General features: G+C 69.2%; 22 protein-coding genes. 8 read left to right on the top strand and 14 right to left on the bottom strand.

All coding sequences use genetic code 11. The features are described from left to right. Positions 1–239: 239 nt before the first annotated feature. The 3 genes from ACWESM_RS19595 to ACWESM_RS19585 all read left to right on the top strand — a co-directional run bounded on the left by ACWESM_RS19595 (position 240) and on the right by ACWESM_RS19585 (position 5197). Complete coding sequence (locus ACWESM_RS19595) at positions 240–3338, top strand: BTAD domain-containing putative transcriptional regulator (protein ID WP_452492982.1); 3099 nt, start codon at positions 240–242, stop codon at positions 3336–3338. A gap of 45 nt (positions 3339–3383) precedes the next feature. Next, a complete protein-coding gene (locus tag ACWESM_RS19590; protein ID WP_397280701.1) occupies positions 3384–4598 on the top strand; it encodes an FAD-dependent monooxygenase in 1215 nt (404 codons plus the stop codon). Positions 4599–4666: 68 nt separating this feature from the next. After that, positions 4667–5197 carry a VOC family protein gene (locus tag ACWESM_RS19585; protein ID WP_452492980.1) on the top strand — a complete coding sequence of 177 codons (531 nt, stop codon included), beginning with the start codon at positions 4667–4669 and terminating at the stop codon, positions 5195–5197. A gap of 26 nt (positions 5198–5223) precedes the next feature. Here the strand turns inward: ACWESM_RS19585 and ACWESM_RS19580 are convergent, their stop codons facing one another. Both ACWESM_RS19580 and ACWESM_RS19575 read right to left on the bottom strand, forming a co-directional pair. Beyond that, positions 5224–5757 (bottom strand): DUF3145 domain-containing protein, encoded by a 534-nt coding sequence (locus ACWESM_RS19580; RefSeq protein ID WP_355072714.1) that lies wholly within the window; start codon positions 5755–5757, stop codon positions 5224–5226. Between the two features lie 95 nt (positions 5758–5852). After that, positions 5853–6686: a serine hydrolase domain-containing protein gene (locus ACWESM_RS19575; RefSeq protein WP_355072712.1), complete on the bottom strand. Its 834-nt coding sequence runs from the start codon at positions 6684–6686 to the stop codon at positions 5853–5855. Positions 6687–6728: 42 nt separating this feature from the next. On the opposite strand from ACWESM_RS19575, the gene ACWESM_RS19570 reads away from it, so the two are divergent. Then, positions 6729–7922: a serine hydrolase domain-containing protein gene (locus ACWESM_RS19570; protein ID WP_364427624.1), complete on the top strand. Its 1194-nt coding sequence runs from the start codon at positions 6729–6731 to the stop codon at positions 7920–7922. 88 nt (positions 7923–8010) lie between these two features. Here ACWESM_RS19570 and ACWESM_RS19565 read toward each other — a convergent pair whose 3' ends face one another. From ACWESM_RS19565 to ACWESM_RS19555, 3 genes are all read right to left on the bottom strand, one after another. Beyond that, a complete protein-coding gene (locus tag ACWESM_RS19565; protein WP_355072708.1) occupies positions 8011–9141 on the bottom strand; it encodes an NDMA-dependent alcohol dehydrogenase in 1131 nt (376 codons plus the stop codon). 143 nt (positions 9142–9284) lie between these two features. Continuing rightward, entirely contained in the window at positions 9285–9815 is a 531-nt protein-coding gene (locus ACWESM_RS19560) for a DinB family protein (RefSeq protein ID WP_355072707.1), read from the bottom strand. 73 nt (positions 9816–9888) lie between these two features. Next, positions 9889–10944, bottom strand: a complete 1056-nt coding sequence (locus ACWESM_RS19555) for a phosphotransferase family protein (protein WP_452492977.1) — start codon at positions 10942–10944, stop codon at positions 9889–9891. Between the two features lie 89 nt (positions 10945–11033). Here ACWESM_RS19555 and pabB point away from each other — a divergent pair, with 89 nt between their 5' ends. After that, on the top strand, positions 11034–13253 hold the full coding sequence (pabB, locus tag ACWESM_RS19550; protein ID WP_364427616.1) for an aminodeoxychorismate synthase component I: 2220 nt from the start codon (positions 11034–11036) through the stop codon (positions 13251–13253). Between the two features lie 14 nt (positions 13254–13267). Here pabB and ACWESM_RS19545 read toward each other — a convergent pair whose 3' ends face one another. Further along, a complete protein-coding gene (locus ACWESM_RS19545) occupies positions 13268–13765 on the bottom strand; it encodes a hypothetical protein (RefSeq protein WP_355072702.1) in 498 nt (165 codons plus the stop codon). Between the two features lie 84 nt (positions 13766–13849). Between ACWESM_RS19545 and ACWESM_RS19540 the strand changes: the two genes are divergently transcribed. After that, positions 13850–15862, top strand: coding sequence for a TerD family protein (locus ACWESM_RS19540; RefSeq protein ID WP_452492974.1), 2013 nt, complete (start codon positions 13850–13852; stop codon positions 15860–15862). Positions 15863–15869: 7 nt separating this feature from the next. On the opposite strand, the gene ACWESM_RS19535 is transcribed toward ACWESM_RS19540, so the two are convergent. Then, positions 15870–16595, bottom strand: a complete 726-nt coding sequence (locus ACWESM_RS19535) for a TetR/AcrR family transcriptional regulator (RefSeq protein ID WP_355072698.1) — start codon at positions 16593–16595, stop codon at positions 15870–15872. Positions 16596–16603: 8 nt separating this feature from the next. Then, positions 16604–17833 carry a cytochrome P450 gene (locus tag ACWESM_RS19530; RefSeq protein ID WP_452493077.1) on the bottom strand — a complete coding sequence of 410 codons (1230 nt, stop codon included), beginning with the start codon at positions 17831–17833 and terminating at the stop codon, positions 16604–16606. Positions 17834–18079: 246 nt separating this feature from the next. Between ACWESM_RS19530 and ACWESM_RS19525 the strand changes: the two genes are divergently transcribed. After that, positions 18080–18523, top strand: coding sequence for a globin domain-containing protein (locus tag ACWESM_RS19525; RefSeq protein WP_364427606.1), 444 nt, complete (start codon positions 18080–18082; stop codon positions 18521–18523). Between the two features lie 332 nt (positions 18524–18855). Here ACWESM_RS19525 and ACWESM_RS19520 read toward each other — a convergent pair whose 3' ends face one another. Both ACWESM_RS19520 and ACWESM_RS19515 read right to left on the bottom strand, forming a co-directional pair. Next, entirely contained in the window at positions 18856–20277 is a 1422-nt protein-coding gene (locus tag ACWESM_RS19520) for a DUF1254 domain-containing protein (RefSeq protein WP_452492972.1), read from the bottom strand. A gap of 138 nt (positions 20278–20415) precedes the next feature. Next, the gene (locus ACWESM_RS19515) at positions 20416–20709 is read right to left on the bottom strand and encodes a hypothetical protein (protein ID WP_195077704.1); all 294 of its coding nucleotides are present in this window, start codon (positions 20707–20709) and stop codon (positions 20416–20418) included. 316 nt (positions 20710–21025) lie between these two features. On the opposite strand from ACWESM_RS19515, the gene ACWESM_RS19510 reads away from it, so the two are divergent. After that, entirely contained in the window at positions 21026–21301 is a 276-nt protein-coding gene (locus ACWESM_RS19510) for a hypothetical protein (protein ID WP_355072692.1), read from the top strand. Between the two features lie 85 nt (positions 21302–21386). Here the strand turns inward: ACWESM_RS19510 and ACWESM_RS19505 are convergent, their stop codons facing one another. The 4 genes from ACWESM_RS19505 to ACWESM_RS19490 form a co-directional block, all read right to left on the bottom strand. Next, positions 21387–22673 (bottom strand): vWA domain-containing protein, encoded by a 1287-nt coding sequence (locus ACWESM_RS19505; protein WP_452492970.1) that lies wholly within the window; start codon positions 22671–22673, stop codon positions 21387–21389. Between the two features lie 124 nt (positions 22674–22797). Beyond that, complete coding sequence (locus ACWESM_RS19500; RefSeq protein WP_364427595.1) at positions 22798–23697, bottom strand: glucosyl-3-phosphoglycerate synthase; 900 nt, start codon at positions 23695–23697, stop codon at positions 22798–22800. Then, positions 23694–25334 (bottom strand): MFS transporter, encoded by a 1641-nt coding sequence (locus ACWESM_RS19495; RefSeq protein WP_452492968.1) that lies wholly within the window; start codon positions 25332–25334, stop codon positions 23694–23696. Before ACWESM_RS19495 ends, ACWESM_RS19500 begins: the two co-directional genes overlap by 4 nt. Beyond that, positions 25331–26752 carry a condensation domain-containing protein gene (locus ACWESM_RS19490; protein WP_452492966.1) on the bottom strand — a complete coding sequence of 474 codons (1422 nt, stop codon included), beginning with the start codon at positions 26750–26752 and terminating at the stop codon, positions 25331–25333. Before ACWESM_RS19490 ends, ACWESM_RS19495 begins: the two co-directional genes overlap by 4 nt. Positions 26753–26802: the final 50 nt, after the last annotated feature.

The raw sequence follows: 26802 nt of genomic DNA, 5'->3' as shown, positions 1-26802 counted from the left end.
GGCGTGTCGACATACGGTGCGGCTCGCGGTTGCGGGACCGTGAGCGGGACGCGGGTGCTTCGCCGCGGAACGAGGAGTTCCTGAGCGAGCGATGGGACCGATAACGCGGCTGCGGCCATAGCTGGTCTCGAAAGCCGTCGGACCGAACCACAGCGGCGTCCACGACGCAGCGCAGACAAGCCGGTGCTGAGAACCCACCGAAGCGGCAGCCCATCGATCCCCGGGCCATACTGACGATCGTGCGGTTCGGGATCCTGGGTCCGGTGGAGGTGCGGCGGCCCGATGGGGGTCCGGTCGCGGTGGGTGGGCCGCAGGTGCGGGCGCTGCTGGCGGTGTTGGCGTCGGAGGCCGGGCGGGTCGTCTCCCGCGAGCGGTTGATCGACGATCTCTACGGGGAGGATCCGCCGGGCGACGCCGGGCACGCGCTGCAGTCCCAGGTGTCGCGGCTGCGGCGGGCGCTGCGTTCGGCGAGCGCCGACGAGCTGGTGGAGTCCTCGACCGCGGGCTACCGGCTCGCGGTCGACCCGGTCACGGTGGACGCGCACCGGTTCGATCGGCTCGCCGAGGAGGGCCGGATCGCGTTGCACGACGGGGATCCCGCTTCCGCGGCCGTGCTGCTGGACGAAGCCGCCGGGCTGTGGCGGGGTGCGGCGCTGGCCGACGTCCGCGATGCGCCGTTCGCCGCGACGGCGGTGACCCGCCTCACCGAAGCGTGGCTGACAGCGCGGGAGGATCGGGCGGAGGCCGGTCTGGCGCTGCGCGACCATCGAGCGGTGGTCTCGATGCTGACCGAACTCGTCGCCGCACATCCGCTGCGGGAGCGGGCTCGAGCGCTGCTGATGCGCGGGTTGTCCGGGACCGACCGGCAAGCGGAGGCGCTGGAGCTGTTCGAGCAGGGCCGTCGGCTGCTCGCCGATGAGCTGGGGGCGGATCCTTCGGCCGAGCTGGCCCGAGCCCACCTCGCGATTCTGCGCGGGGACACCGTCGCCGCGGCCTCGTTGCGCCGCCTACCTGCCCAGCTCACCAGTTTCGTCGGCCGCGACGACGAGTTGGCGCAGATCGCGTCGCTGCTGGCGCGGGCCCGCCTGGTCACCTTGACCGGTCCGGGGGGCACCGGCAAGACCCGGCTGGCGTTGGAGGCAGGCTCCCGGGCTCAGGGCGAGGTCTGTTTCGTGGATCTGTCGCCATTGGTGGACGGCGCGCAGATGGCGCAGGAGATCGCGGCGACGCTCGGCGGCCGCGCGACCGCCGGTGAGCACGAAGACGCGGAAAACCGGCTCCACGCGATGCTCGCAGGCCGGTCTCTGCTGATCATTCTCGACAATTGTGAGCATCTGGTGCTCGACGCCGCGCGGCTCGTCCACCGGTTGTTGCGCGAATGCCCGGGCCTTCGGGTGCTGGCGACCAGCAGGGAAGCCCTGCGCATCACCGGCGAGACCGTCCTGTCGATCGGGCAACTGCCGGTCGCGGCCGCCGAAGCGCCGCTGTCCGAGCAGCTCGGCTGCGCGGCGGTCCGCTTGTTCGCCGACCGCGCGGCCGCGGCGCGGCCCGGATTCACCGTCGACGCGGGCACGATCGCGGCCGTGCGGCGCGTCTGCGCGCGATTGGACGGCTTGCCGCTGGCTTTGGAACTCGCCGCCGCCCGTCTGCGCAACCTCGAAGTGGACGACATCGACGGACGCCTCTCCGACCGGTTCCGGCTGCTGTCACGAGGAGACCGGACCGCGGAGCCCCGACATCAGACCTTGCAGGCGGTAGTCGAATGGAGCTGGGGTCTGCTGGAACCGGCCGAGCGCCTCATGGCGCGGCGCTTCGCGGTCTTCGCGGGCGGCGCGTCGGCCGCGACAGCCGCTTCGGTCTGCGAACTCGACGATGCCGACGAACTGCTCGACGGCCTGGCCGACAAATCGCTGGTGGAGGTGCACGGCGGCCGCTACCGGATGCTGGAGACCATCCGAGCCTACGGTCTGGCACGTTTGACCGACTCCAGCGAGCGTGAGCGCATGCAGCGTGCCCACGCGGCATTCTTCACCGCCCTGGCCGAGCGGGCCGATCCGCGACTGCGCGGCCCGGACCAGCTGGACTGGCTGGCACGACTGAGCGCCGAACACGACAACGTGCAGGTGGCGCTGCGCTGGGCGGTGGCCGCCGATCCGCCATTGGCACAACGTCTCATCGCCGCGCACGCGTGGTGCTGGTGGCTGCGCGGTCATCCGGGCGGTGCCGTCGAGCTCGCGGGCAAGCTGCTGCCCGCACTCGATCCGGCGGCCGACGTCGAGAAATACGGCCTGTGCGCGGCGATCGCCGCGCGAGCGGGAAACGGACTGCCGGTCGCGGTCACCCGCGCGGTCACGGAGTTGTCCGGTGTCGAGAAACCCCTTCAACGCCCGCATCTGGTGTTCCTGCTGGCGACCGTCGGCGGGTTGCTGGACCTGCCGCCGCAGCGGCAGCGCCTGCTCTTCGGTGCCGACCCGTGGTCGCAGGCGTTCCTCCGGCTGGGCGCCGGACTGCACCTGCTCATGTCCGGTGAGCCGGTGGCGGCCGAACCCGAATTCCACTGCGCCCTGGAAGGTTTCCGCGCCACCCGCGACCGCTGGGCGATCGCCACCACCCTGGACAAACTCGCCGCTGTCGCCGACTGGCGCGGTGAGCGGGCGGTCGCGCTGGACCTGATCGACGAGGCCGTTGCCCTGCAAACCGAGTTGGGCGCGGGTGACGAGGCCGCCGACCTGCTCAACCGGCGTGGCGACCTTCTCGCCCGCCGGGACGCTTGCCACGACGCGGACGGAGCCCGCGCCGCCTACGAGCGTGCCGCCGAATCTGCCCGGGCGGCGGGCGCGACGGACATGTACGCCAACGCGATACGCGGACTCGGCGATCTGCGCCGTGCGGCGGGCGACCTCATCGGCGCCAGGGAGTACTACGGCACGGCCGTCGCCCTGCCCGACAACGGTTCGTTCGGCATGGCCGAGGCCCGTGCGCGCAGCCTCATAGGACTGGGCTGGGTCTCGCTCGCCGAAGCCGACAGCGAAGCCGGGCAGGCGGCGCACCGCGAGGCCTTCGAGCTGGCCCGTGACCGATCCCGATCGGTGGCCGCGGACGCGGTGGCCGGTCTGGCGGAGGCCGCCGCGGTGATCGGCGATCCGGCGCGGGCCGCGCTGCTGCTCGGCGCTGCCGATTCGCTGCGCGGGATGCCCGCCGCGGGTGACGGTGCGGCGGCCGAGACCGCCGCACGGTGCCGTGCCGAACTCGGCGAACAGAAGTTCCGCGCCGCCTATGACCGCGGCATCGGGCGGTCGATCGAGGAGGTGGCGGCCCTGCTCGGTGAGCGGCGGTGAGCCGATGGTGAGCGCGTGGTGAGCGCCGCGGCCGACGCTGTTCCCATGACAACGACGCGACAGTTCACCAACAAAACCGTTCTCATCTCCGGCGCGAGCGTCGCCGGTCCGGCACTGGCCTACTGGCTGACCCGCCACGGGTTCACCGTCACCGTCGTCGAACAGGCTCCCACCCTGCGCGAGGGCGGCTACAAGGTCGACATTCGGGGCGTGGCCATGGATGTCATCGATCGGATGGGGCTGCTGCCGGAAGTCCGCGCGGCCTCGACGGCGATGCGTGGCGGCGCGTGGGTCGACGACTCGGGCAAGGCGCTGGCCACGCTGGGGCCGGAGCTGATCGGACTGCGGTCGCCCGGCGACGACGAGGTGCTGCGCGGCGATCTCGCCCATATTCTCTTCGACGCCACCAAGGACGGGGTCGAGTACCTGTTCGGCGACTCGATCATAGGCCTGGCGCAGCACGCCGACGGCGTGACCGTGCGGTTCCGCAACGCCGAGCCGCGAGTGTTCGACCTGGTGCTCGGCGCCGACGGCATCCATTCGACGGTGCGCCGCCTCGCGTTCGGGCCGGAGGAGCGATTCGCCCGGCACACCGGCATGGCGGCCTGCGTGATCTCGGTGCCGAACCATTTGGATCTCGACCATTGGGAATTGGTCCATCCGACTCCGGGGCGAGTGGTGCAGGTGTACAGCACCCGCCGCTCCACGGCCAAAGCCCAATTCATCTTCCAGGCCCCGGAACAACTGCCGGACCGGCGCGACCGCGCCGCGCAGCAGCAGCTGGTGGCCGACGCTTTCGCCGATGCGGGCTGGGAGACACCGAACTTGGTACGCGCCATGCCCGAATCGCCCGACTTCTATTTCGACTCGGTCAGCCAGATCCATCTCGACCAGTGGTCCGCGGGCCGCGTCGCACTGGTCGGCGACGCCGCCTACTGCCCCTCGCCGCTGTCCGGGCAGGGCACGAGCATGGCACTGGTCGGCGCGTATGTCCTCGCTGGCGAGCTGAAAGCGGCCGCAGGCGACCACGACGCCGCCTTCGATCGCTACCAGCGCGCCATGCAGGACTATGTCACCCGGAACCTGACGCTGGGCTGGAACAACGCCACTCAGATGGTGGCGTCCGACCAGCGCGCGATCCGGACCCAGACCACCATGCTGCGCATGCTGCGGCACATGCCGTGGAAGGGCCTGGCGCTGCGCCCGATCATCAAGCCGCTCGAGCGCGCGGCCAACGCCATCCGCCTCGCCGACTACTGAACCGCACGGTCACCTCGCGCCGTTCCGGCGAAAGCACCCCATCCCTGAAGCACCTGAGGAGCACCAGAATGAGCATCGCATCCGGACCGATCTTCCAGTTGGCGTGGGTCGTCCACGACATCGAGGCGGCGGAACAAGAATTCACCGAACGCTACGGAGTCGACAAATGGGTTCGCATGCCCCGCATGCGTTTCGGCCCGGCCTCATGCAGCTATCGCGGTGCGCCGGCCGACTACACGATCGACAGCTCGCTCGGCTACGCGGGCGGGCAGCAATTGGAATTGATCGCACCGGTCTCGGGGGCGAACCTGTACACCGAAGCGCTCGAGCGGTCCGGTCCCGGTCTGCACCATATCGCTTGGGTTCCAGACGATTTCGATGCCGCACTGGCGGAGGCGCTGGCAGGCGGCGCCGAAATCGTCCAACACTGCGCTGTCGCGGAGATCGGCATGGAGTTCGTCTACCTCGCCGGGGGATCACTCGGCTCGTACGTCGAATTGCTGCGGCTGCCCGCGGACGCGCGCGCACTGTTCGACAGCATGATTCCGGACGGCTACCGGAATCCGTGGTCACACGGCCAGGGCGCTTCCCGCGAATGACACGGCAGTGGCGACAGCTGGAGTCCTCACCCCACGTCCCGGCGCAGCCAGGTGACCTCCGCGCCGGATTCCGTTCCATAGCGGTAGATTTCGAGGTCCTCGTCCCACGCGGTGCCGAGGGCGCGGTCGATTTCTTCAGCCAGGTCGTAGGCGGAGTACTTGCCGAGTTCCCGGGTGGCCTGCAGCATCGCGCGCAGGCGCATCTCGCCGAGCATGACGTCGCCGTTGGCGCTCGTCGAGCCGTGCCACAGGCCCAGGCCGGGAACGAAGCTGTAGCGCTCGCCGTCCACGCCGTCGCTGGGGTCCTCGGTCACCTCGAAGCGCAGAACCGGCCAGGAGCGCAACGATTGGGCGATCTTCGACGCCGTGCCGACGGGGCCGATCCACTCGCTGGTGGCGCGCAGTTGGCCGTCGGCCGGTTGGGCGGTCCAGCGCAGTTTCGCGGGGGCGCCGAGGGCCGAGGTGAGCGCCCACTCGACATGCGGGCACAGCGCGGCAGGCGACGAGTGGATGTAGACCACACCCGCCGTCGCGTCCGCGAACTGACTCGATGCGCGCACCACCAACACCTCCAGCTTCGACGAGGAACGTCTTCCCCAACGATTCGTCGAACTGGCGTTGCCTGAGTGTACTGGAGTGCCCGAAGTTACACGTGTTACTTCGTGACCGTGTTGCGCGTGGCGGCCACCTCCGCGATGACGGCATCGCTCAGCGGTGGCCAGGCCGCGCGCGCCCAGTCGCCGAAATTCTCGTCGCTCAAGGCGAGACACGCCAACCCCGTTCTCGGGTCAACCCATAAAAATGTCCCGGATTGGCCGAAATGTCCATAGGTTTGTGGCGAATTCGTGCCACCGGTCCAGTGCGGAGTCTTGCCATCGCGGATCTCGAAGCCCAATCCCCAGTCGTTGGGGCGCTGCGAACCGTAGCCGGGCAGGACGCCGTTCATGCCGGGGAACTGGACCGAGGTGGCCTCGGCGTGCGTCTGCGCCGAGATCAACTGCGGGTCCAGCAATTCGGCGGCGAAGCGGGCCAGATCCGCCGCGGTGGACCGCGCCGCGTGCCCGGCCGGACCGGCAAGCACCGAAGCGGTCATGCCCAGCGGCTCGAACACGGCGTCGCGCAGGTACTCGTCGAACGCGATCCCGGTCTGGGCGGTGACGAATTCGGCGAGCACCTCGAAACCCGCGCTGGAGTAGATCCGCCGGGTCCCCGGCGCGGCTTGGACGTCGGTGGTGTCGAACGCGAGGCCGGACGTGTGCGCCAGCAGATGACGCACCGTAGCGCCGGGCGGGCCCGCGGGCTGGTCGAGTTCGACCGCGCCCTCCTCCACCGCGACCAGCACCGCGTACGCCACCAAGGGCTTGGTCACCGACGCGAGCGGGAACACCCGCCGCACGTCGCCTTCGCTCGCGGCACCGCCGTCGGCGGTGACCACCGCGGCCGCCGCGTGGCGGACCGGCCATTCCCGGATCTGCTCGAGTGAACGCACCCTGCGAGCCTACGAGAACCGCGTAGCTACCATCGATTCACCATGAGTGAAACGCCCACTGTTCACGGCGACGTCGCGCCCGGTTTCGAGCCGGTCGCCGACGCCTTCCGCCGCAATTTCGAGCGTCACGGCGAAATCGGCGCCGCCGTCGCGGTCTACGCGGGTGAGCGCCCCGTGGTGGACCTGTGGGCCGGGTTCCGCGATCGCAGGCGCACGCTGCCGTGGGAGCGGGACACGATCGTGCCGGTGTTCTCCTCGACCAAAGGCATGGCGGCGTTCACCGTCGCCACCGCCGTGGCCGGGGGCCTGCTCGACTACGAGGAGCCGGTGGCGAAGTACTGGCCGGAGTTCGCCGCCCACGGCAAGGACGCGATCACCGTGCGTCAGCTGATCGACCACCAGGCGGGGTTGTCCGGCCTGAGCGAGGTCGTGCGACTGCCTCAGATCGCCGACCTGGACGGGCTCGCGACCGTTCTGGCGGCACAGAAACCGGCTTGGCGTCCCGGCACCAGGCACGGCTATCACGCCATCACCCTCGGCCTGTACCAGGGCGAGCTGTTGCGCCGGGTGGACCCGCGCCGTCGCACGCTCGGGCGAATCTTCGCCGAGGACATCGCCGCACCGCTCGGCGTCGATTTCTTCATCGGCCTGCCCGCTGAGCAGCGCATGGACCGCATCGCCACGATGTCGGCCACCCAGGGGCTGGACGTGTTGCGCTACGAACGCGATCTTCCGCTGCGCATCGGCGCGGAGATCTATGCCAAACGCGGCCTGTCCTACGCGGCGCTGACCAATCCGCGCTGCGGAGCGCCTGCGCGGGCGACCCGGCGCGAGTTCCTCGAAGTGGAACTGCCGGGATCCAACGGAGTGGGCAACGCCCGCGCGCTGGCGAAGGTCTACGGCGCGGCCGCCGCTCGCACCGGTGCGTTGCCGATCGACGACGCCGTGCTGGACCGGCTCGCCGCTGCCGAGACCGCCGACGACGTCCCCGCCGAGGATCTGGTGCTGCACACCAAGAGCCGCTATCACCTGGGCTTCCGCAAGTCGCGCGGTATTTTCCGCTTCGGCTCCGACAAACGCGCCTACGGCACCACGGGGCTGGGCGGCTCGTTCGGATTCGCCGATCCCGCAACGGGCCTCGGTTTCGGGTACACGATGAACCGGCTGGGTCTGGCCGTCCTCGACGACGTCCGCAGCCGCAACCTGCGCGAAGCCCTGCTGCGCTGCCGGATCTGAGCGCCTCGATCGCCGGCTCGGCGAAGCGGTGCCGTACGAGCTGATCGCACGGATCGCCACCGCGCTCGCCGAGCGGCGGTGTTGTGCTCTACCAGTCGGCTTCGGTGTACTTGATGATCCCGCGGATGTTCTTGCCGTCCAGCATGTCCTGGTAGCCCTGGTTGATCTCCTCCAGGGAGTAGCTGCGGGTGACCATGTCGTCCAGGTTGAGCTGGCCGGACTTGTACAGCGACAGCAGGCGCGGCGCGTCCTGGCGGGCGTTGCCGCCGCCGAAGATGCAGCCCTTCACCGTCTTCTGCAGCATCGACAGCAGGAAGCTGTTCAGCTTGACGTCGCTCTCGTCCATCCGGCCCATCGAGGTGACCACCAGGGTGCCCGCCTTCGAGGTGAGGATCAGGCCCTCTTCGATGTACTCGCCGTGCATCTCGCCCATGGTCAGGATGACCTTCTCGGCCATCCGGCCCTCGGTGGCCTCCAACAGCGGCATGATCGCGGCGGCCATGCTCTCGTAGGTGTGCGTGGCGCCGAACTTCTGCGCCTGCTCGCGCTTCCACGGATTCGGGTCGATCGCCACCACCTTCGACGCGCCCGACAGCACCGCGCCCTGCAAGGCGCTCATGCCGACGCCGCCGATGCCCGCGATCACCACGGTCTCGCCCGGAGCGACCTGGGCGACGTGGGTGGAGGAGCCGAAACCGGTGGGGACGCCGCAACCGACCAGGCAGGCCACCTCGAACGGAATGCTCGGATCGATCTTCACCACGGAGGTGTGGTGCACCGTCATATACGGCGCGAAGGTGCCCAGCAGGCACATCGGGATGACGTTCTCGCCGCGGGCCTGGATGCGATAGGTGCCGTCGCTGATCGCCTGCCCCAGCAGGAGACCCGCGCCCAGGTCGCACAGCGCCATGTGTCCTGCCACGCAAGCCGGACAGCGGCCGCAGGCGGGGATGAACGACAGGATCACGTGGTCGCCGACCTGCAGATCGGCCGGGCAGTTCGGGCCGAGTTTGGTGATCACGCCCGCGCCCTCGTGCCCGCCCATGACGGGGAAGGACGGCATCGGGGTCGCGCCGGTCACGATGTGGTGGTCGGAGTGGCACATGCCCGCGGTTTCCATCCGGATCTGCACCTCGCCGGCGACCGGGTCACCGACCTCGATCTCCTCCACCGACCACGGCTGGTCGATCCCCCACAGGATCGCGCCCTTCGTCTTCATTCCTGTCGACCCTCTCGCATGCACGTGCTTATATGTGACTGCACCCACAGTACGAGAAAAATGTAACGCGTTCTAGTACCGCTCGAAAAAATCGTCGGTATAGCGTGACCCAATAGCCGAACGCGTTACAGTTCCGCGACGCGTCAGCCCTGGACGTCGTGCACGTGGTGCACCAGATCGTGCACGAAATACCGCGCGAACGACTCCACCGTGAACTCCGCCCCGTCGCCGCGCGCACCGCGCAGACCACGGCGCTCGGGCGGCACCGACGCGAAGGAGCGCGCCACCCGCTCGGCGGCATCGGCCAGCTCCGCGGCTACCCGAGCCGGGTCCTGCTCGTTGTAGCGGTCGGCCACCGCGGTCGCGTCCTGGTCCCAGTTCGGGAAGCGCGGCGGCTCGCCCTCGGGGTCACCGGCCAGCATCAGGCCGAGGCGAGTATCGAACAGGCGGCAGACGTCACGCACATGTGCGCCGTATTCCAGGGCGGACCAGGTCGATTCGTCCGGCCGCAGGCGGACGCCGGGACGGTCGAGCACCGCGGCGAAGCGGACCGCGGTGTCCCTGGTCAGCGTCGGTACGGCCGCGTAGCTGGTCGCGGCGGCGTCGAAACCGCATTGCGAACAAGGGCGCTCGAGCACCCAGGTCCAGTCCTTGACATCGGGAACGATCGGCATGCGCTCAACCTAGGCGCGGCCGGATCGCGCCTTCCACCGATATCCGGTCAACTATCGAGCACATCCCGACAGTTCACTCCATCAGCCGGTGCGCCCGCTCGAAGAGTTCCAGCGTGATCGCGTGCAGGAAGTCGCCGACCTGCCTGGGGGCCTTACCGGCGAACGCGCGGGCATGCGTGCCCTCCAGGACGATGCCGAGCTTGAAGCAGGCCAGCACGGTGTACCAGGACATAGCGCTCAGGTCGCGGTCGGAGAACTGCCCGTAGTGCGCGATCATCTCCTCGGCCGTCGGCAGCCCGCCGACCGCGCCGAGCTTGCCCACCAGCGCCGCTCCCGTGGTGCCCGGCTCCGGGCGGGTGGCGATCTGCCAGCCGAGGTCGAGCAGCGGGTCGCCGATGGTGGACATCTCCCAGTCGACCATCGCCGCGACCTGCGGGCCGTCGAAGGAGAACATCATGTTCGCCAAATGGCAGTCGCCGTGCAGGATGCCCGGGGTCCATTGGGCGGGGCGATTGCTGTCCAGCCACTCGCCCACCGTCGCCACACCGGGGATCTCCGGGCCGGGGTAGCCCTCGTTGGCCGAATAGGAGTCGAGCTCACCCAGCCAGCGCGGCACCTGACGTTCCAGGAAACCCTCCGGCTTGCCGTAGTCGGCCAAGCCGAGCGCCTGGTAGTCCAACGCGCCGAGGCGCGCGATGGCCTCGACCGCGGACAGGCCCATCTGCCTGCGGATCTCCGGATCGCCCGCATGCAGTTCGGGCAGTTCGTTCTGCGGGTTGAAACCGCGGATCGGCTCCATCAGGTAGAAGACCGCGCCGAGGACCGACTCGTCGGCGCAGGCCGCGATCACCCTGGGCGCGCGGACCTCGGTGCCGCCCAGCGCGCCGAGCAGCCCGGCCTCACGCCGGATCACGTCGTTGCTCTTCGGGCGCAGATGTTTCGGGCCGCGACGCAGCACGTAGGTCCGGCCGCCGCGGGTGAAGCGGAGCATGATGTTCTGTGTTCCGCCGCCCAGCGCGGTCACGTCCTCGAACTCACCCCCGGACAGACCCTGCTCATCCATCCACTTTCCGACGACGGCGAAGTCGACGACCGCGGGATCCACATCGACCGGTTGCGCAACAGACATGCCCCACATTGTGCACCACCTGCCGACCCGAACTGAAGGCAGATGACAACAGTTGGCTACCACCGGCGCGGCGTAGGGTTTCGAGCACCATGCGCACGCTGTTGATCGACAACTACGACTCGTTCACCTACAACCTGTACCAGCTGATCAGCGAGGTGAACGGCGTCGAGCCGACAGTCGTGCGCAACGACGAGGCGCGCACGGTCGCCGAACTCGATCTGGGACGCTACGACAACGTCGTCGTCTCACCCGGCCCTGGGCGGCCGGACGTGGCCCGCGACGTAGGGATCTCCACGGCGGTGATTCGCGAAAGCGACCTGCCGCTGCTCGGTGTGTGCCTGGGCCATCAGGGAATCGTGGTCGCGGCGGGCGGCGTGGTCGCCGAGGCGCCCGCGGCCCGGCACGGATATCTCGATCGCATCGAGCACGACGACCAGGACCTTTTCGCGGGCGTGCCGCAGGGCTTCACCGCCGTGCGCTACCACTCGCTGTGCGCGCTGCGGCCGCTGCCGGACGATCTGGAGGTCACCGCGCTGTCCGGCGACGGCGTCGTGATGGGTGTGCGGCACCGCACGCGACCGCAATGGGGCGTGCAGTTCCATCCGGAATCGATCGCCAGTGAGTTCGGCGCGGCTCTGCTGCGCAACTTCGCGAGACTCACCACGGCGCACCGGAGCAGGCGCGCCGTCCCGGCGGCGAGCCCATCGATCGACGCCGGGGGTGAGTTCGTCGCCGAGCCGGTCGCCGCAGGCCTTCCGCTTTCCGCCACACGCACCGCGGCCTCGCCGATGCCGCTCGCACCGGAGCAGTTCCCCGCCGCGGCAGCCCAACTCGAGCGTCCCGCCGGGCGCACGGGTTGCGATGGCACGGTGCCGCGGACCTTCCGGCTCCAGCGGGCCGTCCTCGAACGGCCGATCGATACCGAGAGCGCGTTCGTGCAGTTGTACGCCAACTCCCCCACCGCGTTCTGGCTGGACAGCGAGCACGTCGAACCGGGGGCCGACCGGTTCTCCTTCCTGGGCGACGCGAGCGGTCCGCTGGCCGAGGTGCTGCGCTACCGCGTGGGCGACGGCGAGGTGACCGTGGAATCGTCCGACGGGCACCGGCGCACCGCACCCGGCGGCATTCTCGAGTTCCTGGCCGCCGAGCTGCGCGCACGCAGGCTCGAACTGCCCGATCTCCCCTTCGATTTCGTCGGCGGCTACGTCGGCTATCTCGGCTACGAGGTCAAAGCCGACTGCGGCGGCAACGCGGCGCATCGCGCGGCGACCCCGGACGCGCAGTGGATCTTCGCCGACCGGATGGTGGTGGTCGACCACGTGGGCGAGCGGACCCATCTGCTGGCGCTGAGCGACGACGTGGAGACCGCCCGGTCCGCCGCCGACTGGCTGCGCGACACCCGCGAAACCCTCGACACCCTGCCGACCTGGACCAATCCACCGCCACTCGAATTACCGCCGGACGGTGACGCCGTCGCGCCCCTGCTCACCCGCGGCCGGGAGCGCTATCTCGCCGACATCGCGGTCTGCCGGCAGCGGTTGCATGCCGGGGAGTCCTACGAGATCACTCTGACCGACAGCGCCACGATCCCCGCCACCGCGGCCGACGGCCTCGACTTCTACCGCACCCTGCGCCGGTGCAACCCCGCCCCGTATGCCGCCTACCTGCGCTTCGACGATCTCGACATCGCATGCTCGTCACCGGAGCGCTTCCTGAAGGTCGACCGCCGCCGCATCGTGGAGAGCAAGCCGATCAAGGGGACCGCACCGCGCGGCGCGACGCCGGAGCAGGACGAGCGCCTGCGCCGCGAGCTGGCCGACAGCCCGAAGACCAGGGCGGAAAACCTCATGATCGTCGATCTGCTGCGCAACGATCTGGGCCGGGTCTGCGAGATCGGCAGTGTGTACGTCCCCAAACTGATGGCCACCGAGCAGTACGCGACCGTGCACCAACTGGTATCGACGGTACGTGGCAGGCTGCGGCCGGAGGTCGGCGTGGTCGATTGCCTGCGAGCCTGTTTTCCCGGGGGCTCGATGACCGGTGCGCCGAAGCTGCGCACCATGGAGATCATCGATGCGCTGGAAACCGAAGCGCGCGGAATCTATTCGGGCACCATCGGTTTCCTCGGCCTCGGCGGCACCGCGGACCTGAACATCGTGATCCGCACCGCCGTCCGCTACGGCGGGCGCTGGCGGATCGGCGCGGGCGGAGCCATCGTGCTCGACTCCGATCCCGCCGACGAGTATCACGAGGTTCTGCTCAAGGCGGCCGCCACGTTGCGCGCGGCCGCCGACCACGCGCACCGCTGAGCGTCCGACCTCGACTATTTGTGCCGCTTGCCGGACTTTCGGCGGGGCGGCTCCTCGGCGGGCGGTTCCGGCGCGCTCAAGCCGGTCAGCTTGGCGAGCAAGGCGAAGCCGGGCAGCTTCGCCAACCGCCCGAGCACGTCCTCCCCGAGCGAGATCATCGCCTCCAGCCGGGGCAGCAGGCGGTCGTAGGCGGCGAAGGCCGGATCGGCCAGGGCCAACGTGCGGTCGAGCCGATCGATGGTGGAGTTGAGCCGCTCGATCGCGGTCGACAGGCTCTCGATCAGGCCGGGCAGTTGCGCGGCCAGCTGAGCGGACGCGGGCGGCAGCCGCACCGCGGTGTCGAACGCCGATGTCGCGGTCAGCTGAGCGGCTTCCAGCGCCTGGCCCGCGGCCGTCTGCGCCGCCTCGACCGCCGCCTGGGCGGCGGCCAGCACGTCGGCGGGGCCGGGCACACGCCCACCGGGCAGTTTCGGGGTCGGCGGCCTACGACCCGGGCGTTTCGGGTTCGTCATGGGAACACTGTGCCGCACGCCCCGCCGAAGCACCGGCCCTCGCGCGTTCGGCGTGTCGGAGGGTCATGGCATAGTTCGAGCACCATGAAACTCAGCAAGGGCGCGAACGCAGCGGTACCGACATCCCTTCTAGCCGTGGTCGTTTCATGGCGATCGGACCACACGGTGGACGCGCACGCCCTGCTGCTGGACGCGTCGGGCGCGGTGCGCTCGGATCGCGACCTGGTGTTCTACAACGCGCCGCGGCACGTTTCGCAGGCGGTCACCCTCGATCAGGAGCCCGCGCCGGGCACCGCGCGGCTGAGCGTCTCGCTGCCGCGCACGGAAGCCGACGTCGACCGCATCGTCGTCTCCGGCTCGCTGGAGGACAGCACCTTCGGCGACATCCGCGGGCTCACCGTCGCCGTGCACTCGGTGGACGGGGCGGTCGTGACGTTCGAGATCGACGACGCGGAGGCGGTGTCGGCGCTGATGTTCGGCGAGTTCTACCGCCGCGACGGGCAGTGGCGGTTCCGCGCGATCGGCCAGGGCTGGTCCAGCGGACTGGCCGGGTTGGTCACCGAGTTCGGCGTCCAGGTCAACGATCCCTCGGCGCCCGCCCGCACCACGCATCCCACCAACCCGTTCCGGGTGCGCCGCCCGGCGGCGAATCCGTCCGCGCAAGAACGACTTTCTCCGGCCGGAGCGGAACCCGCCACCGAACGGTCCGCTCGGCACGACCCGACCTCGGCCCGACGCTTCTCCCACGGATCGTTGCCCTCCGGCCACTCCGCGCGAAACGGGGAAACTCCCGCGGAAATCGGAACGGACCTCGCCGAAAACGCGCCGGTCCAACGCGAACCCATCCGCACCGACGACTCGCCCGGGCGGCTCGAAGGGACCGAAGAACACCCGGGCGTAGACATCCCCGCCCGGCCACGCACCGAAGTGCTCGACCGTGGCGATACATCTCCCCTGCCGCGCCCACACACCCACCGCACGGTCGACCTCCACCGGCACAGCCGCGACACCGCACCGCCCGCTCCTCCGCCCCCGCACCCCGAACTCGCGGACTGGCACCCGGATCCGGACAACCCGCAGACCATGCGCTGGTGGGACGGCACCATATGGACCGAGGACCGGTATCTCCGACCCCCGCCCGGCGACCGCCACTGCGCACGCTGCGGAAACACGCTGCGCCGCAAGTTCTTCGGTGGGTTCGCGCCGTGCCAGAGATGCGCCCAGGAGATCGAGGAGTACCTCGTCCACTGGCACACCAGGGCGTGGCGGGTGCTCACCGGCCACGGGCCACGCGGCCCCGAGTGGGCGGACCTGTGGGCATCACTGCGTTACCAGCGCATCGACGCCGAAGCGGGCCGCGCGGTCCTGCGCGACGCGGGGCTCAGCTACGTGGAGCGGCTGGTGACCTTCGCCTTCGCCGACGGTGAAGTACGGCACGCGGAACTGGAACTGTTCGAGCACGCGGTCACCGAACTCGCGCTCGGCGGACCGCTGATCGAGGATCTGCGCAGGCGAATGCATCGCGGGCACACCCTCTACCGGCTGCGTACGGGCGATCTGCCGATCGTCCGCACGCCCGGCCTGCACCTGGACCCAGAGGAGACGGTGCACCTCGATCTGCCCGCGACGCACGTGCGTCAGCTCGCACGCGGCCCGAAGTTCACCGAGGGCAGGCTGATCGGCAGCAACAAGAAGCTACGTTTCGTCGGCGCCGACACCGGCATCGAGATGCCGTGGTCACGAGTGGTTTCCGTGCACGCGGAACAGGGAACGGTGGTACTAGCGGCCACGTCCGCGCGCGGCGGCGCGACCTTCGCCGTCGACGATCCGGATTATGTCTCGGCCGCGCTGGAAGGCGCGCTGCGCGTGGCCAAACGTCTCGTTCTCACGCCAGGCCAGCGCGACACCCGCAGCATCCCGCAAGAGGTGAAAGCGGAGGTGTGGCAGCGCGACGGTGGCCGCTGCGTCGAATGCGGCGACGGGCACTACCTGGAGTTCGACCACGTCATCCCGCTCAGCCGCGGCGGCGCGACCAGCGCCGCCAACCTCCAGATCCTGTGCCGCGCGTGCAACCGGGCCAAAGGCGCCCGCATCTGAACCCGGCTCACTCGCCGAGCAGGCCCGCGGTGCGGCCCAGATCGGCGAGCATCGCGTCGAACAGGATCTCCGGATTGTCCAGCGGTATCGGGTAATTCCCGAACACCTCGAGCGTGACGTGGCCGTAGAGCCGCGCCCAGATCTGGATCATCAGGTACGTCACACCCAGATCCAGTTTCTCGGCGGGGAACTTCTGGCCCGACTCCGACAGCGCCGCCAGCAGTTCGGTCTGGAAGTGCACCAGATCCTCACGCAACTCCGGCGGGATGACGTCCGTCGATGGCGTGACGATGTCGTAGTTCGCCAGCAGCCTGCCCGCCGCGGCCAGGAAAACCCGGCCGAAGGGCTCGTCGAAGCGGCGCAGCGCGCGGGCCTGGCCCGCGCCGGGCGAGGCGAACACCAGGGTGAACTCCCTGGTGTGCGTCAGCGCCCAGCGCCGGAAGCCACGGCAGATGGCGAAGAACTGCGCGGCGCCGTCGTCGGGCAGCGTGGCGATCTCGGCGGTCAGTTCCCCGGCCAGGTCGGCGCAGAAGTCCAGCCGCAGCCGCTCCAGCAGGTCTTCGAGCGAGTCGTAGTACCGGTACAGCGCGGGCGCGGTGACTCCGAGTTCGCGCGCGATGGCACGCAGGGTGACCGCATCGGGCCCGCGCTCGACCAGCAGCGCGCTGGCCACCCGCCGGATGTCGGTGTCGGTCACCACCGGCGCGCGGCCCCGTGGTCTGGACTGTTGCACTGATCGATTCAAGCGTATTCGACGTCCCAGCGCTTGATCCCGTTCAGCCAGCCCGACCGCAGCCGCACCGGCTCGGACACCTGGCGCAGGTTGGGCATCACGTCGGCGATGGCGTTGAACATCAGATCGATCTGCAACCGGGCCAGGTTCGCGCCGACGCAGTAGTGCGTGCCGGTGCCGCCGAAGCCCACGTGCGGGTTCGGATCGCGCAGCACGTCGAAGGTGAACGGATCCGCGAACGCTTCCTCGTCGAAATTGGCCGAGCTGTAGAACAGTCCGAGCCGTTGGCCCTTCTTGATCTCCTGGCCCCCGAGCACGGTGTCCTGGGTGGCGGTGCGCTGGAAGGCCGTGACCGGGGTGGCCCACCGGACGATCTCGTCGGGCGCGGTGCGCGGACGCTGCTGCCGGTAGATCTCCCACTGCTCGGGATGGTCAACGAACGCTTTCATGCCGTGGGTGATCGAGTTGCGCGTGGTCTCGTTTCCCGCCACCGACAGCAGGATGACGAAGAACGCGAACTCGTCCGAGCCGAGGTGCTCGCCGTCGATATCGGCGTTCACCAACTGGGTGACGATGTCCTCGGCCGGGCAGGCGCGCCGCTGTTCGGCCATGTTCCAGGCGTAGCCCATCACCTCGGCGGTGGCGGCGTGGTGATCGCCCTCGAATTCGGGATCGTCGTAGGAGATCATCTGGTTGGACCAGTCGAAGATCTTCTTGCGGTCCTCCTGCGGGATGCCGATCAGTTCGGCGATGGCCTGCAACGGCAGTTCACAGGCGACCTGTTCGACGAAGTCGCCGCTGCCGGACTTTCTGGCCTCGTGCACGATCCGCGCGGCGCGTTCGGTCAGCGCGGCGCGCAGGCTCTCCACCGCCCGCGGGGTGAAGCCCTTGGAGACGATGCGGCGGGTCTTGGTGTGCTTGGGCGGGTCTTGGTTGAGCAACAGCATGTCGCCGAGCATGTCGATCTGCTCGCGCGTGGTCTCCTCGTTGAACCGGATGATCGCGGTGTTCTCGTGCGAGGAGAACACCTCGGGATTCTTGGAGATCTCCTTGATGTGCGCGAGCTTGGAGACGACCCAGTAGCCGCCGTCGTCGAAACCGCTGGCCCGACCGGACTGAGCGCACCACCATACCGGGGCGGTGCGGCGCAGTTCGGCGAACTCCTCGATGGGCAGGCGGGTGGCGAGCAGATCGGGGTCGGTGAAGTCGAAACCCGTCGGGATCGAGGGCGTGGTCACGGTCACGGCTAACTCCTACGGCGGTCTGGGCGCAGACCTGGCGAACACGGTCACCAGTGATGCAACCACAGAACCGAGCTTCGTGAACAGCGTTTAGTAAAACCCGTTTACTTTTCATGCCGCCGGTCCGCCCACCGGACCACGGACGGAGGTGGCAGGTATCGGCCATTACCCCGATTCAGGTGTACACCGACGCGGCGGACCACCTCTAATGAGAGCAGCAGCCCTACTCCGGCCGGAGGTGCCATGCCCAGTCTCTACGACCACGTCGGCGGCGACGAGGTGCTCCATCGTGTCGAAGCGGCGTTCTACGACAAAGCGCTCAGCGACCCGGTGCTGAAGACGTTGTTCACCGAACGACTGCCGCGACACGTCGACCATCTCACCTGGTTCACCGCCGAATCGTTCGGCGGCCCGGATCGATTTACCCGAGAGCTCGGATTCGAATACATCATCGCGGTGCACCGCGGCCTGCGGATCACCGACGAGCAGCGGGAACGTTTCGTCGAGGTGTACATGCAGACCTTCGAGGAGGCCGGACTGCTGGAGAACGAAGAGTTCCGCACCGCGGTCTATGAGCACGTCGCATTCGGATCACGGGTGGCGCAGCAGAATTCGCATGCGACCAGCGATTCGGAGTTGCACCCGATCCGCGAGGTCCCACGCTGGAGTTGGGCGGGCGACGACTGACTCAGCGCAGCGTGATCAGCGGCGGCGGCTGCCATCGCCTCCGCAACACCACCGGCTTGGGCGCGAACAACGCCAGGCTCGCCGAGAACGGATCGGATTCCGGGATGGGCAACCAGTTGCCCCTGGGGACGCCGGACCGGGATCGTGCTGCTGGAGTGTGAGATCGTATCGCGATGAGGTCCAGGCCTCCATGATCCCGTTCCGCCTCCCGATGCGATCGGCCGCAGCGCCAGATCCGTCCCGGAGTACATCCGCCTGTTTGCGGAAAAGTAGCTGACCAGCGGTACCTGTCACCCGATCGCCGAGAGCGGCGGGACTTCGCGCGAATCGCGTCAGAGCACCGGTAACAGCGGCGGGGGACGCCAGCGCCCCTGGACGGCCTCCGCCTTCGGCGCGTACAGGCGCAGGGTCAGCGAGAATTGTCCGGATTCGGGAATCGGCAGCCAGTTCCGGGCCGCGACGCCCGCCCTCGGGTCGGTGTACTGCAACGCGATGTCGACGGACCCATCGGGGTTGACCGTCACCGGATCCGGATGGCCGACCGCGTAGATGCCGGCCGGATTGGGCACCAGATAGTTGTCGGCGGCATAGGCGGTCAGCGACCAGAACTCGTCCACGGGCGGCAACTGGCCGGGCGCGAAATGCAGCCGGAATCGGCCCGTGCCACCTCCGGCGTCCGTCGACGCGAACAGCGTCGGATAGTAGGCGTTCTCGGTCATCAGGCTGGCGCCGAGCGCCACGTGAGCGATGACGGCGCGCAGCAGATAGTTGGTGCCGAACCTGCCGACGTCGGGGTCGACCAGCCAGCCGTTCTCGTTGACCGTCCGCGCCCCCAGAGATACCGGGATCTGCTGCCGTGCGGTCTCCACCGCCGCCGTGAGCTCGGTATCCGAGATGCCCTCGACTGTGCCACCCGGCCGGATCCCGATCTTCTCGAACCGCCGCATGGCGGGCGCGTCCTCGGGCGCGGTCGGGTTGGTCGACAGCAACGCGCACATCCGGTCGAAGAACACCCGCGGGTCCATCCCGGCGACCCACTCGGGTGGCGGCTGTACGCTCGATTGCCCCGTCCCGGTGGGCGCAGGCGGCTCGGTGCCCGCCACCCAAGCGCTCAACGGCACCAATCGCAATCCCTCTTGCGCGGCGCGCACCGCCGGGAGATCGCTCTCGCCGTCGACCCGGATCCGGACGATCAGCCACACCGTCGGCGTCGGCATCGGCAACGGCGTGAGACCTTCCGGTAGCGCACCCGACCACCCCGGACCGGTCACCGCATAGGTATACGGCGGCCCGGCCGACTCAGTCGCCGGCCGACGGCTGCTGGGGTTGTGCACGTTGTTCGTCCAGGCGTCCGTCACCTTGGCCAGCCAGAACCGGCCCTCGTCCAGCGCGGGGACGCTCAGCACCATCGGCTCGCTCGCCACATCGAGCCACGCGGTGGAACGCAGCGTGTCGCGGTCGAGCCGTACCACGTCTCGCTGCGCCGGGGTGGGCAGCGAGGCGGCGTGGTGGAAGCGGTTGATCGGCGTGACCATCTCCGCAGCCACCCGGGTGACGTCCAGCAGCACCAGAGGGTAGCCGAATACGTAGGCGTCTTTGGCGATCGTGGCAGCGTCACCTGGGGCGGGATGCGGCCCGGAATCCTGGCCGAATCCGCCGCATGCCGCCGATCCCAACGCGGCCACCGACGACATCGCGATGCCGAGCGCCGTGCGCCGCGACATCGTGAGCTTGCCTTCGGTCCTCTCGTCCATGATCCGCTCCGCCTCCGATCCTATCGGCACCGCGATTCCCGCACCGGAGCGCGACCGCACTCCGCGACGGAAATCGCAGTTCGAGGGCGTTTGCGGAGGTTCGCCGCGAGAACACGCGGGAAGGAGCGCCGCCCTCGCTCAGAATTCCAGGACGGTGTTCATGATGGTGCCCGCACTGGTGGCCACCACCCCGCCGATCATCGCGCCGGCGATCATCTTCGGCGACTGCAATCCGCCGCCGCTCCACTTCTCCCAGGCGAATCTGCCGCCCGCGTAGATGATGCTGACGATGCCCGACGCGAGCGCGAACCAGGTCAGGTACCGGACGAACTGTAAGAGCTTGTCCGCCAAGGGCGGCGCCTCCGGGGTCGGATTGCCGATCTGCGCCAACGTCGTGAACGAATCGCCGACCGACGCAAGAATGATGCTCACCGTCTACTCCCTCTACGCTCGAATACAACCCTGCCGCCGACCAGCCGCTTTGCGAAAGCCGTTCGACCACCGATGAATTCGGCCACGAACCAGGATACGGGCCCAGACGCCGCCGCGGTGCGCGCACTGCGCGGAACCTTCGCGCCCAGCGGCGGAACGGGCAGCAGGCTCAGGAGTTCGGCTACCCGGGCGCGGGCGAGGGAAACACGAACTTCCCTGCGCTACATGGACCTGACTGCATCGCGGCGAGCGAACGGATACGATCTTCTCAGCGAATCACTTGCCCCTGTCCCGAATCCAGAATGAGCGAACGACGATGATCCTGGCCGCCGCTTACGACACCCTGGCGCAGATCGGCAATCCCAGCCCCGAGGCACCGCCGATCTCCGACAAGTTCCTCCAACTGGTCCGCTACCTGACGTGGTTCGTGCTCCTGTCGGGCATCTGCGGCATCATCTACGCCGGTGGCCGCTTCGCCTGGGAGAAGTGGACCGGCGGCGGACTCGAGTCACCGAAGATGGTGGCCGGAGCCATGATCGGCGGGGTGGTGGCCACCAGCGCGGGCACCATCATGAACGCCGTCATCGGCTGATCCGCCGCGGACCGAATCGCGAACCGCTATAGCCTTTCGCTATGACAAGCGGGCGATGCGCGGTGAGCAGGGCAGGTTCGCGCTGTCAGCGCAGAATGCCCGCGTTTCGCGCTGCGCGCAGCCAGTCCGGGAACTCCCCGAGCAAACGGGCGTAGAGCTGCGCGTCGTCGACCTGATCGATGTCGTCGAGGGCGAAGAAACCCGCGTTGTCGACCGCCCGGTCGGACAATTCGTCCAGAGCGCGCAGCAGACCGTAGTTGGCGCGACCGAGCCCGACGAACTGCCAGAAGGCGGGCAACCGCGCGGCTTCGCGCATGAGCGCCGTGATCTCGCGCTTCTTGGCGAAGCCGCCGTCGGTGAAGAACAACACGAGCGTGGGACGGCCACCAGGGCGCAACGAGTCGATGATGTCGCGCATGACCGGCAGTTCGTCGTTGCGGCCGCCGAGCCGGTCGTAATCGATGTCGCCGTGGGTTCCGCCGAGATGCAGATAGGTCCGGGCCCAGTCGTCACCGTGCTCGACGGTGATGTCGGGCAGCTTGGCGAACGAGAGGGCGTACAGGTACGCCTCCAAGGTGCCGTCGTCGTCGAGCTGGGTGGCCACCGGAATCATCCGCTGCACGACGCGGTGCACCACCTGATCGCGGTACTGCCGTTGCATGCTGCCGGTCTTGTCGATGACAAGCACGACGCGGGCACGGATGCCGAAAGCGTCCTTGTCGATGAGGACCTTCGCGACCTCACGCTTGCGCAGGTCCAGTTTCGCGCGCTTTTCGAAGGAGAGCTTCGCCTCGCCGGGAACGGTGAACACCTCCGCCGCCGGGGCGAGATTCGCCACCGGCCGATCCGGAGAAGGAACGTTCGCACCGGCGGGTTCCTCGTCCACACTCACCCCGTGATCGGTGACCAGCGCGGCGAACCCACCCGCATAGCCTTGCCCGACCGCACGCACCTTCCACGTCCCATGGCGGCGGTACAGCTCGAGCGCGATCACCACGGATTCGCTGCTCAACCCTTCTATGCGGTACTCGTACAGAACGTTTCCCGCGGCGTCGGCGACCGTGGCGACCGGCGGCGCGAACCGGCCGAAGGTCTGCGCCGGATCGTCGAGTGTGAGCACCGCACGCAACTGGGCGATGTCCGCGGGCAGATCACCCAGCGAAACCGACAGCACTCCGGGCGTTCCCGCCGCCAGCGCGACACCGGGCGCGCTGGGCTGGTTGAAGAACACGAAATCCGCGTCGGATCGCACGCGCCCCACTTCGGTCACCAGTAGCGCCGACACATCGACCGCCGCCTCGGTGCGCACCGACACCAGTACGTGAGCCAGGTCCAGCACACCGTTCTGACCCTTGACCAATGCCGCGCCCATCGAAGCTCCCAGCCGTCGTCACTCCGCAATCGTCACCGGGATCAGGGTAAGGCCGGCCCGGGCCGGATGCGGAGTGTTCGCCGCGGCGATACCGGTTCACCCGCCGCAGAATTCGCCATCGCCGTCAGCGGATACCGGTGCCGCTCAGCGTGGCCATCGGCGGCCGATCGGCCGCGGGCGCCGCGCCCGGCACCGCATGCCAGCTCGAGCCGTCCGGGAGATACTGCGTCAGCGGGACGCCCGAATCGGGGATTCCGAACCGGTCGAGCAGCGTCGCGATCACCTGCCTGCTCATCTCGGCCAATTCGTGCAGCGGCCGATTGCGATGCACGCGGGCGCCGAGATCGACCTGCCCGATGGCGCCGGCCCCGTGCCTGCGCCAGGTGTCGATCAGGATGCCGATCTCGACGCCGTAGGCAGGTGCGAACGGCAACGACCGCAGCAGTTCCCGGGTGGCCGCGTACTCGCCGCCCAGCGGCTGGCGCAACTCGGCCAGCTCCGGCGCGAGCGCGGTGAGCAGCGGCCGGGCCACGAGTTGGGTGACGCGTCCGCCGCCGTCGGGAGCGTCGCCGAACGGCCGGCGGTAGAACCCTTTCACCAACCGCAGTCGGTCGTCGGACAGCAGTGGCGCGAGCAGCGACGGCACGAACCGCGGGTCGGGAGCGACGAGATCCGCGTCGACGAACACGATGAGATCACCGGACGCCACCGCCAGCGACCGCCACAGCACCTCCCCTTTGCCCGGACACGGCGGCACGGCGGGCAGCGCTTGCTCGCGGGAATAGACGGTCGCGCCCGCCGCTCGGGCGCGGGCGGCGGTCCGGTCGGTGGAGCCGGAATCGAGCACGATCAGCTCGTCGACCAAGGTGCCGACCAGGTCACGGATCGAGCCCACCACATCCGCGACGGTGTCCTCCTCGTTCAGAGCGGGAACGACCACCGAGACGGTGCGGTGCCGCTTGCGTTCGAGTAGCTCGTCGTGCGACCACGCGCGGTCGTAGTGCACGACGCCGGTTGCCGTCACCGTGGCTCCCCGTTCCGCGACGGCAGCGCGAGACTGAGCACGACGAGCACCAGCGCGATCGCCGCGACCATCCACAGCACAGTGACGCAGGCGGCGAGGAAGGTGTGCGCGGCGGCGATCTGTCCGGCCACGTCGGCCCCCGCGCCGGGACAGGTGTGCGCGTCGAGGTGCGGGGTCGGCGAACGCAGCGCCGATTCGGCGCAGTCGGCGAACGACGTGACGACACCGTCGCGCTGGGCGGTCGTCGCCGGAGAGTTCGTCAGCGATGCCGCCAGAACGGCTTTCGCATGACCGACGCCGAGGTCGGTGTCGGCGTCGACCCGGCGGAAGAACAGCGCGCCGAGTACCGCCACGCCCAGCGAACTGCCGATCTGCTGCACGGTCGGCACCGTTCCGGACGCCGAACCGGTCGCCCGTTCCGCGACGCCCGCCATCATGGCCGCGGGCAGCGGCGCGGCGAACAGCCCCATCCCGGCTCCGGCGGCGAAGACCGGTACGGCGAGCCGCCCCAGATCGATCGCCGCGTCCTCGGGGTCGACGGTCAGCGCGATGACCACGATGGCGACCGCGAACACCAGCACCCCGAGGGTGAGCCCGCGACTGCCGAGCCGCGCCACCAGGGTCGGCGAGGTGAGCGCGCCACACGCGCCGCCGAGCGCGAAGGGCAGCACCAGGATTCCGGTTCGCAAGGCGGTGAATCCCAAGCCGGATTGCGCCATCACCGACACGGTGAACAAGAACGCGGCGAAGATCCCGAAGAACAGCAGCGTGAGCACGGAGCCGACCGCGAAACCCCGGTCCGCGAAGAGATCGATCCGCAGCAGCGGGCTTTCCCCGGCCCGCAGCCGCCTGCGCTGATGCCAGACGAATACGACGAGCAGCCCGAGCCCGGCGCCGAGCAGCCCGAACAGCTGTAGGGGCCAGCGTTGTTCCCGTCCGGCCGCGAGCGGATACAGCAGGGCGACCAGTCCGCTGCTCGCCAGCAGCGCGCCGGCGACATCCAGCCGTTCCCTGGTCGGGGGCCTGCCGACGTGCAGATGCCGGTGCGCCAGCAGCAACCCCAGGACGCACAGCGGCACGTTCAGCAGGAAGATCGCGCGCCAGCCCAGGCCGAACGGATCGGAAGCGATGACCGCGCCGCCGAGCAACGGCCCCACGATGGCCGCCAGACCGGCGGCCGCGCCGTAGAACCCGAAGGCCAACGGCTGCTTGCCCTTCGGGAACACCGCGCTGATGATGGCGATGACCTGCGCGGACATCGCCGCGGCGGACAGGCCCTGGACAGCGCGCGCCGCGATCAGCTCGCCGGGCAGGTGGGCCAGGCCGCACCACACCGAGGCCATGGTGAACGCCGCCATGGCGCCGAGGAAGACGCGCCGCCGCCCGATCGACTCCCCGATCCGCGCGGCGGTCATCAGTGTGCCCGCGAAGGCCAGGCTGTAGCCCGCCACGACGAACACCTGCGCCGAACCGGGCGCCGCCAGATCCTTGGCGATGCTCGGCAGCGCGGTGTTGACGATCGTCATGTCCAGCATCTGCATGAACACCGCGAGCAGGCACGCGCCCAGCGCGGCCCACTCCGGCGGGCCGACGACCACCGAAGGCGTGCCGGTGGCGATGCTCGCCCGCGTACTCATGGAAGGGCGCCGACCCGCACCGCGCGGTCGCCTTTCGCGGCGACGTCGGCCACGATCGCCTGCATGGCGGTGACGTAGCGCCCGATCGCCTCGTGCGCCTGCGGCGTGTCGGGGAACAGCAGGCTGAGGGTGGTGACGTCGGTGAACCTGTTGATCCAGATGTAGACCTCGCGCGAACTGCCGCGGTTGGCGAACATGCCGCCGTCGATCTTGTCGAACATCTCGACGCCCGCCATTTTGCGAATGTCCAGGTAGGACAGCATGCGCGCGTTCCAACCCGGCCGAGTGCGGATACCGAGTTCGGGCGGCGCCAGTTGCAGTGCCCGGTGCAAGGACGCGTCGGTCAGGTCTTTGCCCTGGTCATATGCCTGCTGCGCCGCCGCTACCACGTCCGCGAAAGACTGCTCGGCGCCCACCGAGAAGGCCACCGGGATCAGATTCGTGTACCACCCGACCGAGGCGGCCTCGCCGTCGGTGCGGCGCGTGTTCACCGGCGTGAGACCGAAATACCAGTCGCCACCCGCCAATTCGATCTCCGCGAGCGCGGCCGCGGCGAACAGTCCGCCGGTGAACCGGCCGTCGTGCGCCCGGCAGGCCTCCTCGAAGCGCAGCGCACCCGGTTCGTCGATGAGGACGGTGGTCACCTGCGCGCCCCGGACGTGCTGGTCTCCGTCGACCCACAGGTCCACCGGGAAACCGGGCACGTCACCGCCGTTGCGCCGCAGCAGATCCAGCCAGACGGAGATCTGCGGTGAGTCGGCGGTCAGCTCGGCGCTGTGGCGGCGCTCGCGCTCGCAGTACGCGATGTGGCCGGTCACCGGCGCGAGAGTCAGGCTGCCGCCGGACAATTCGCTGCCGTAGAGCGTCAGCAGGTCTACGCACGACAGTGCCTGTGCCACACCGTCGGTGTGCAGGTGATCCACTGCCGCGTACATCGTGAACGACTCCGCGTGCTCGATGACGCCGAAACTGAAGCAGTCCCAGTCCAGCGGGCCGGGCGTCTCGGCGAAGACGTGCGCTCGGATGGTGTCGCTTTCGCTGTGGACGCCGTGTTCGGTCGGCACCATCCGGATGTCCGCCGGGTCGAGTACCCGGCGCTCCACCCGGTCCTCCGGGGTGCGGACGAACCAGCTCCAGAACGTGTCGTGCCTGCGCAGGAAAGCGTCGACCGTGCGCGTGAGCGCGGCATGGTCCGGGACGCCGGGAATCGTGAACGCGAGCATGCACACCCGCGAAACGCGGAAGCCCGCATCGGCATTGCGGTATGTGGTGCGCAGGTATTCCTCCTGCTGATGTGACGGCGGCGCCGGATGCGCCGGGGCACGGCGCGCCGCGGCGAGCGATTCCGGTGCCGCGCGCCAACTGGTGAGCTTTCCCGCAGCGGGATGCCATTCGTCGATGAAACCGAAATTGACCACAGGTGTTCTCGATTCGTGCCGGCGAGGAGAAATCCTCGGCTGAACCCCCA

Source organism: Nocardia sp. NPDC003999 (genome assembly GCF_053604885.1).
The sequence above is the reverse complement of the archived record's forward strand: the minus strand, read 5'-3'. Positions and strand labels throughout refer to the sequence as shown.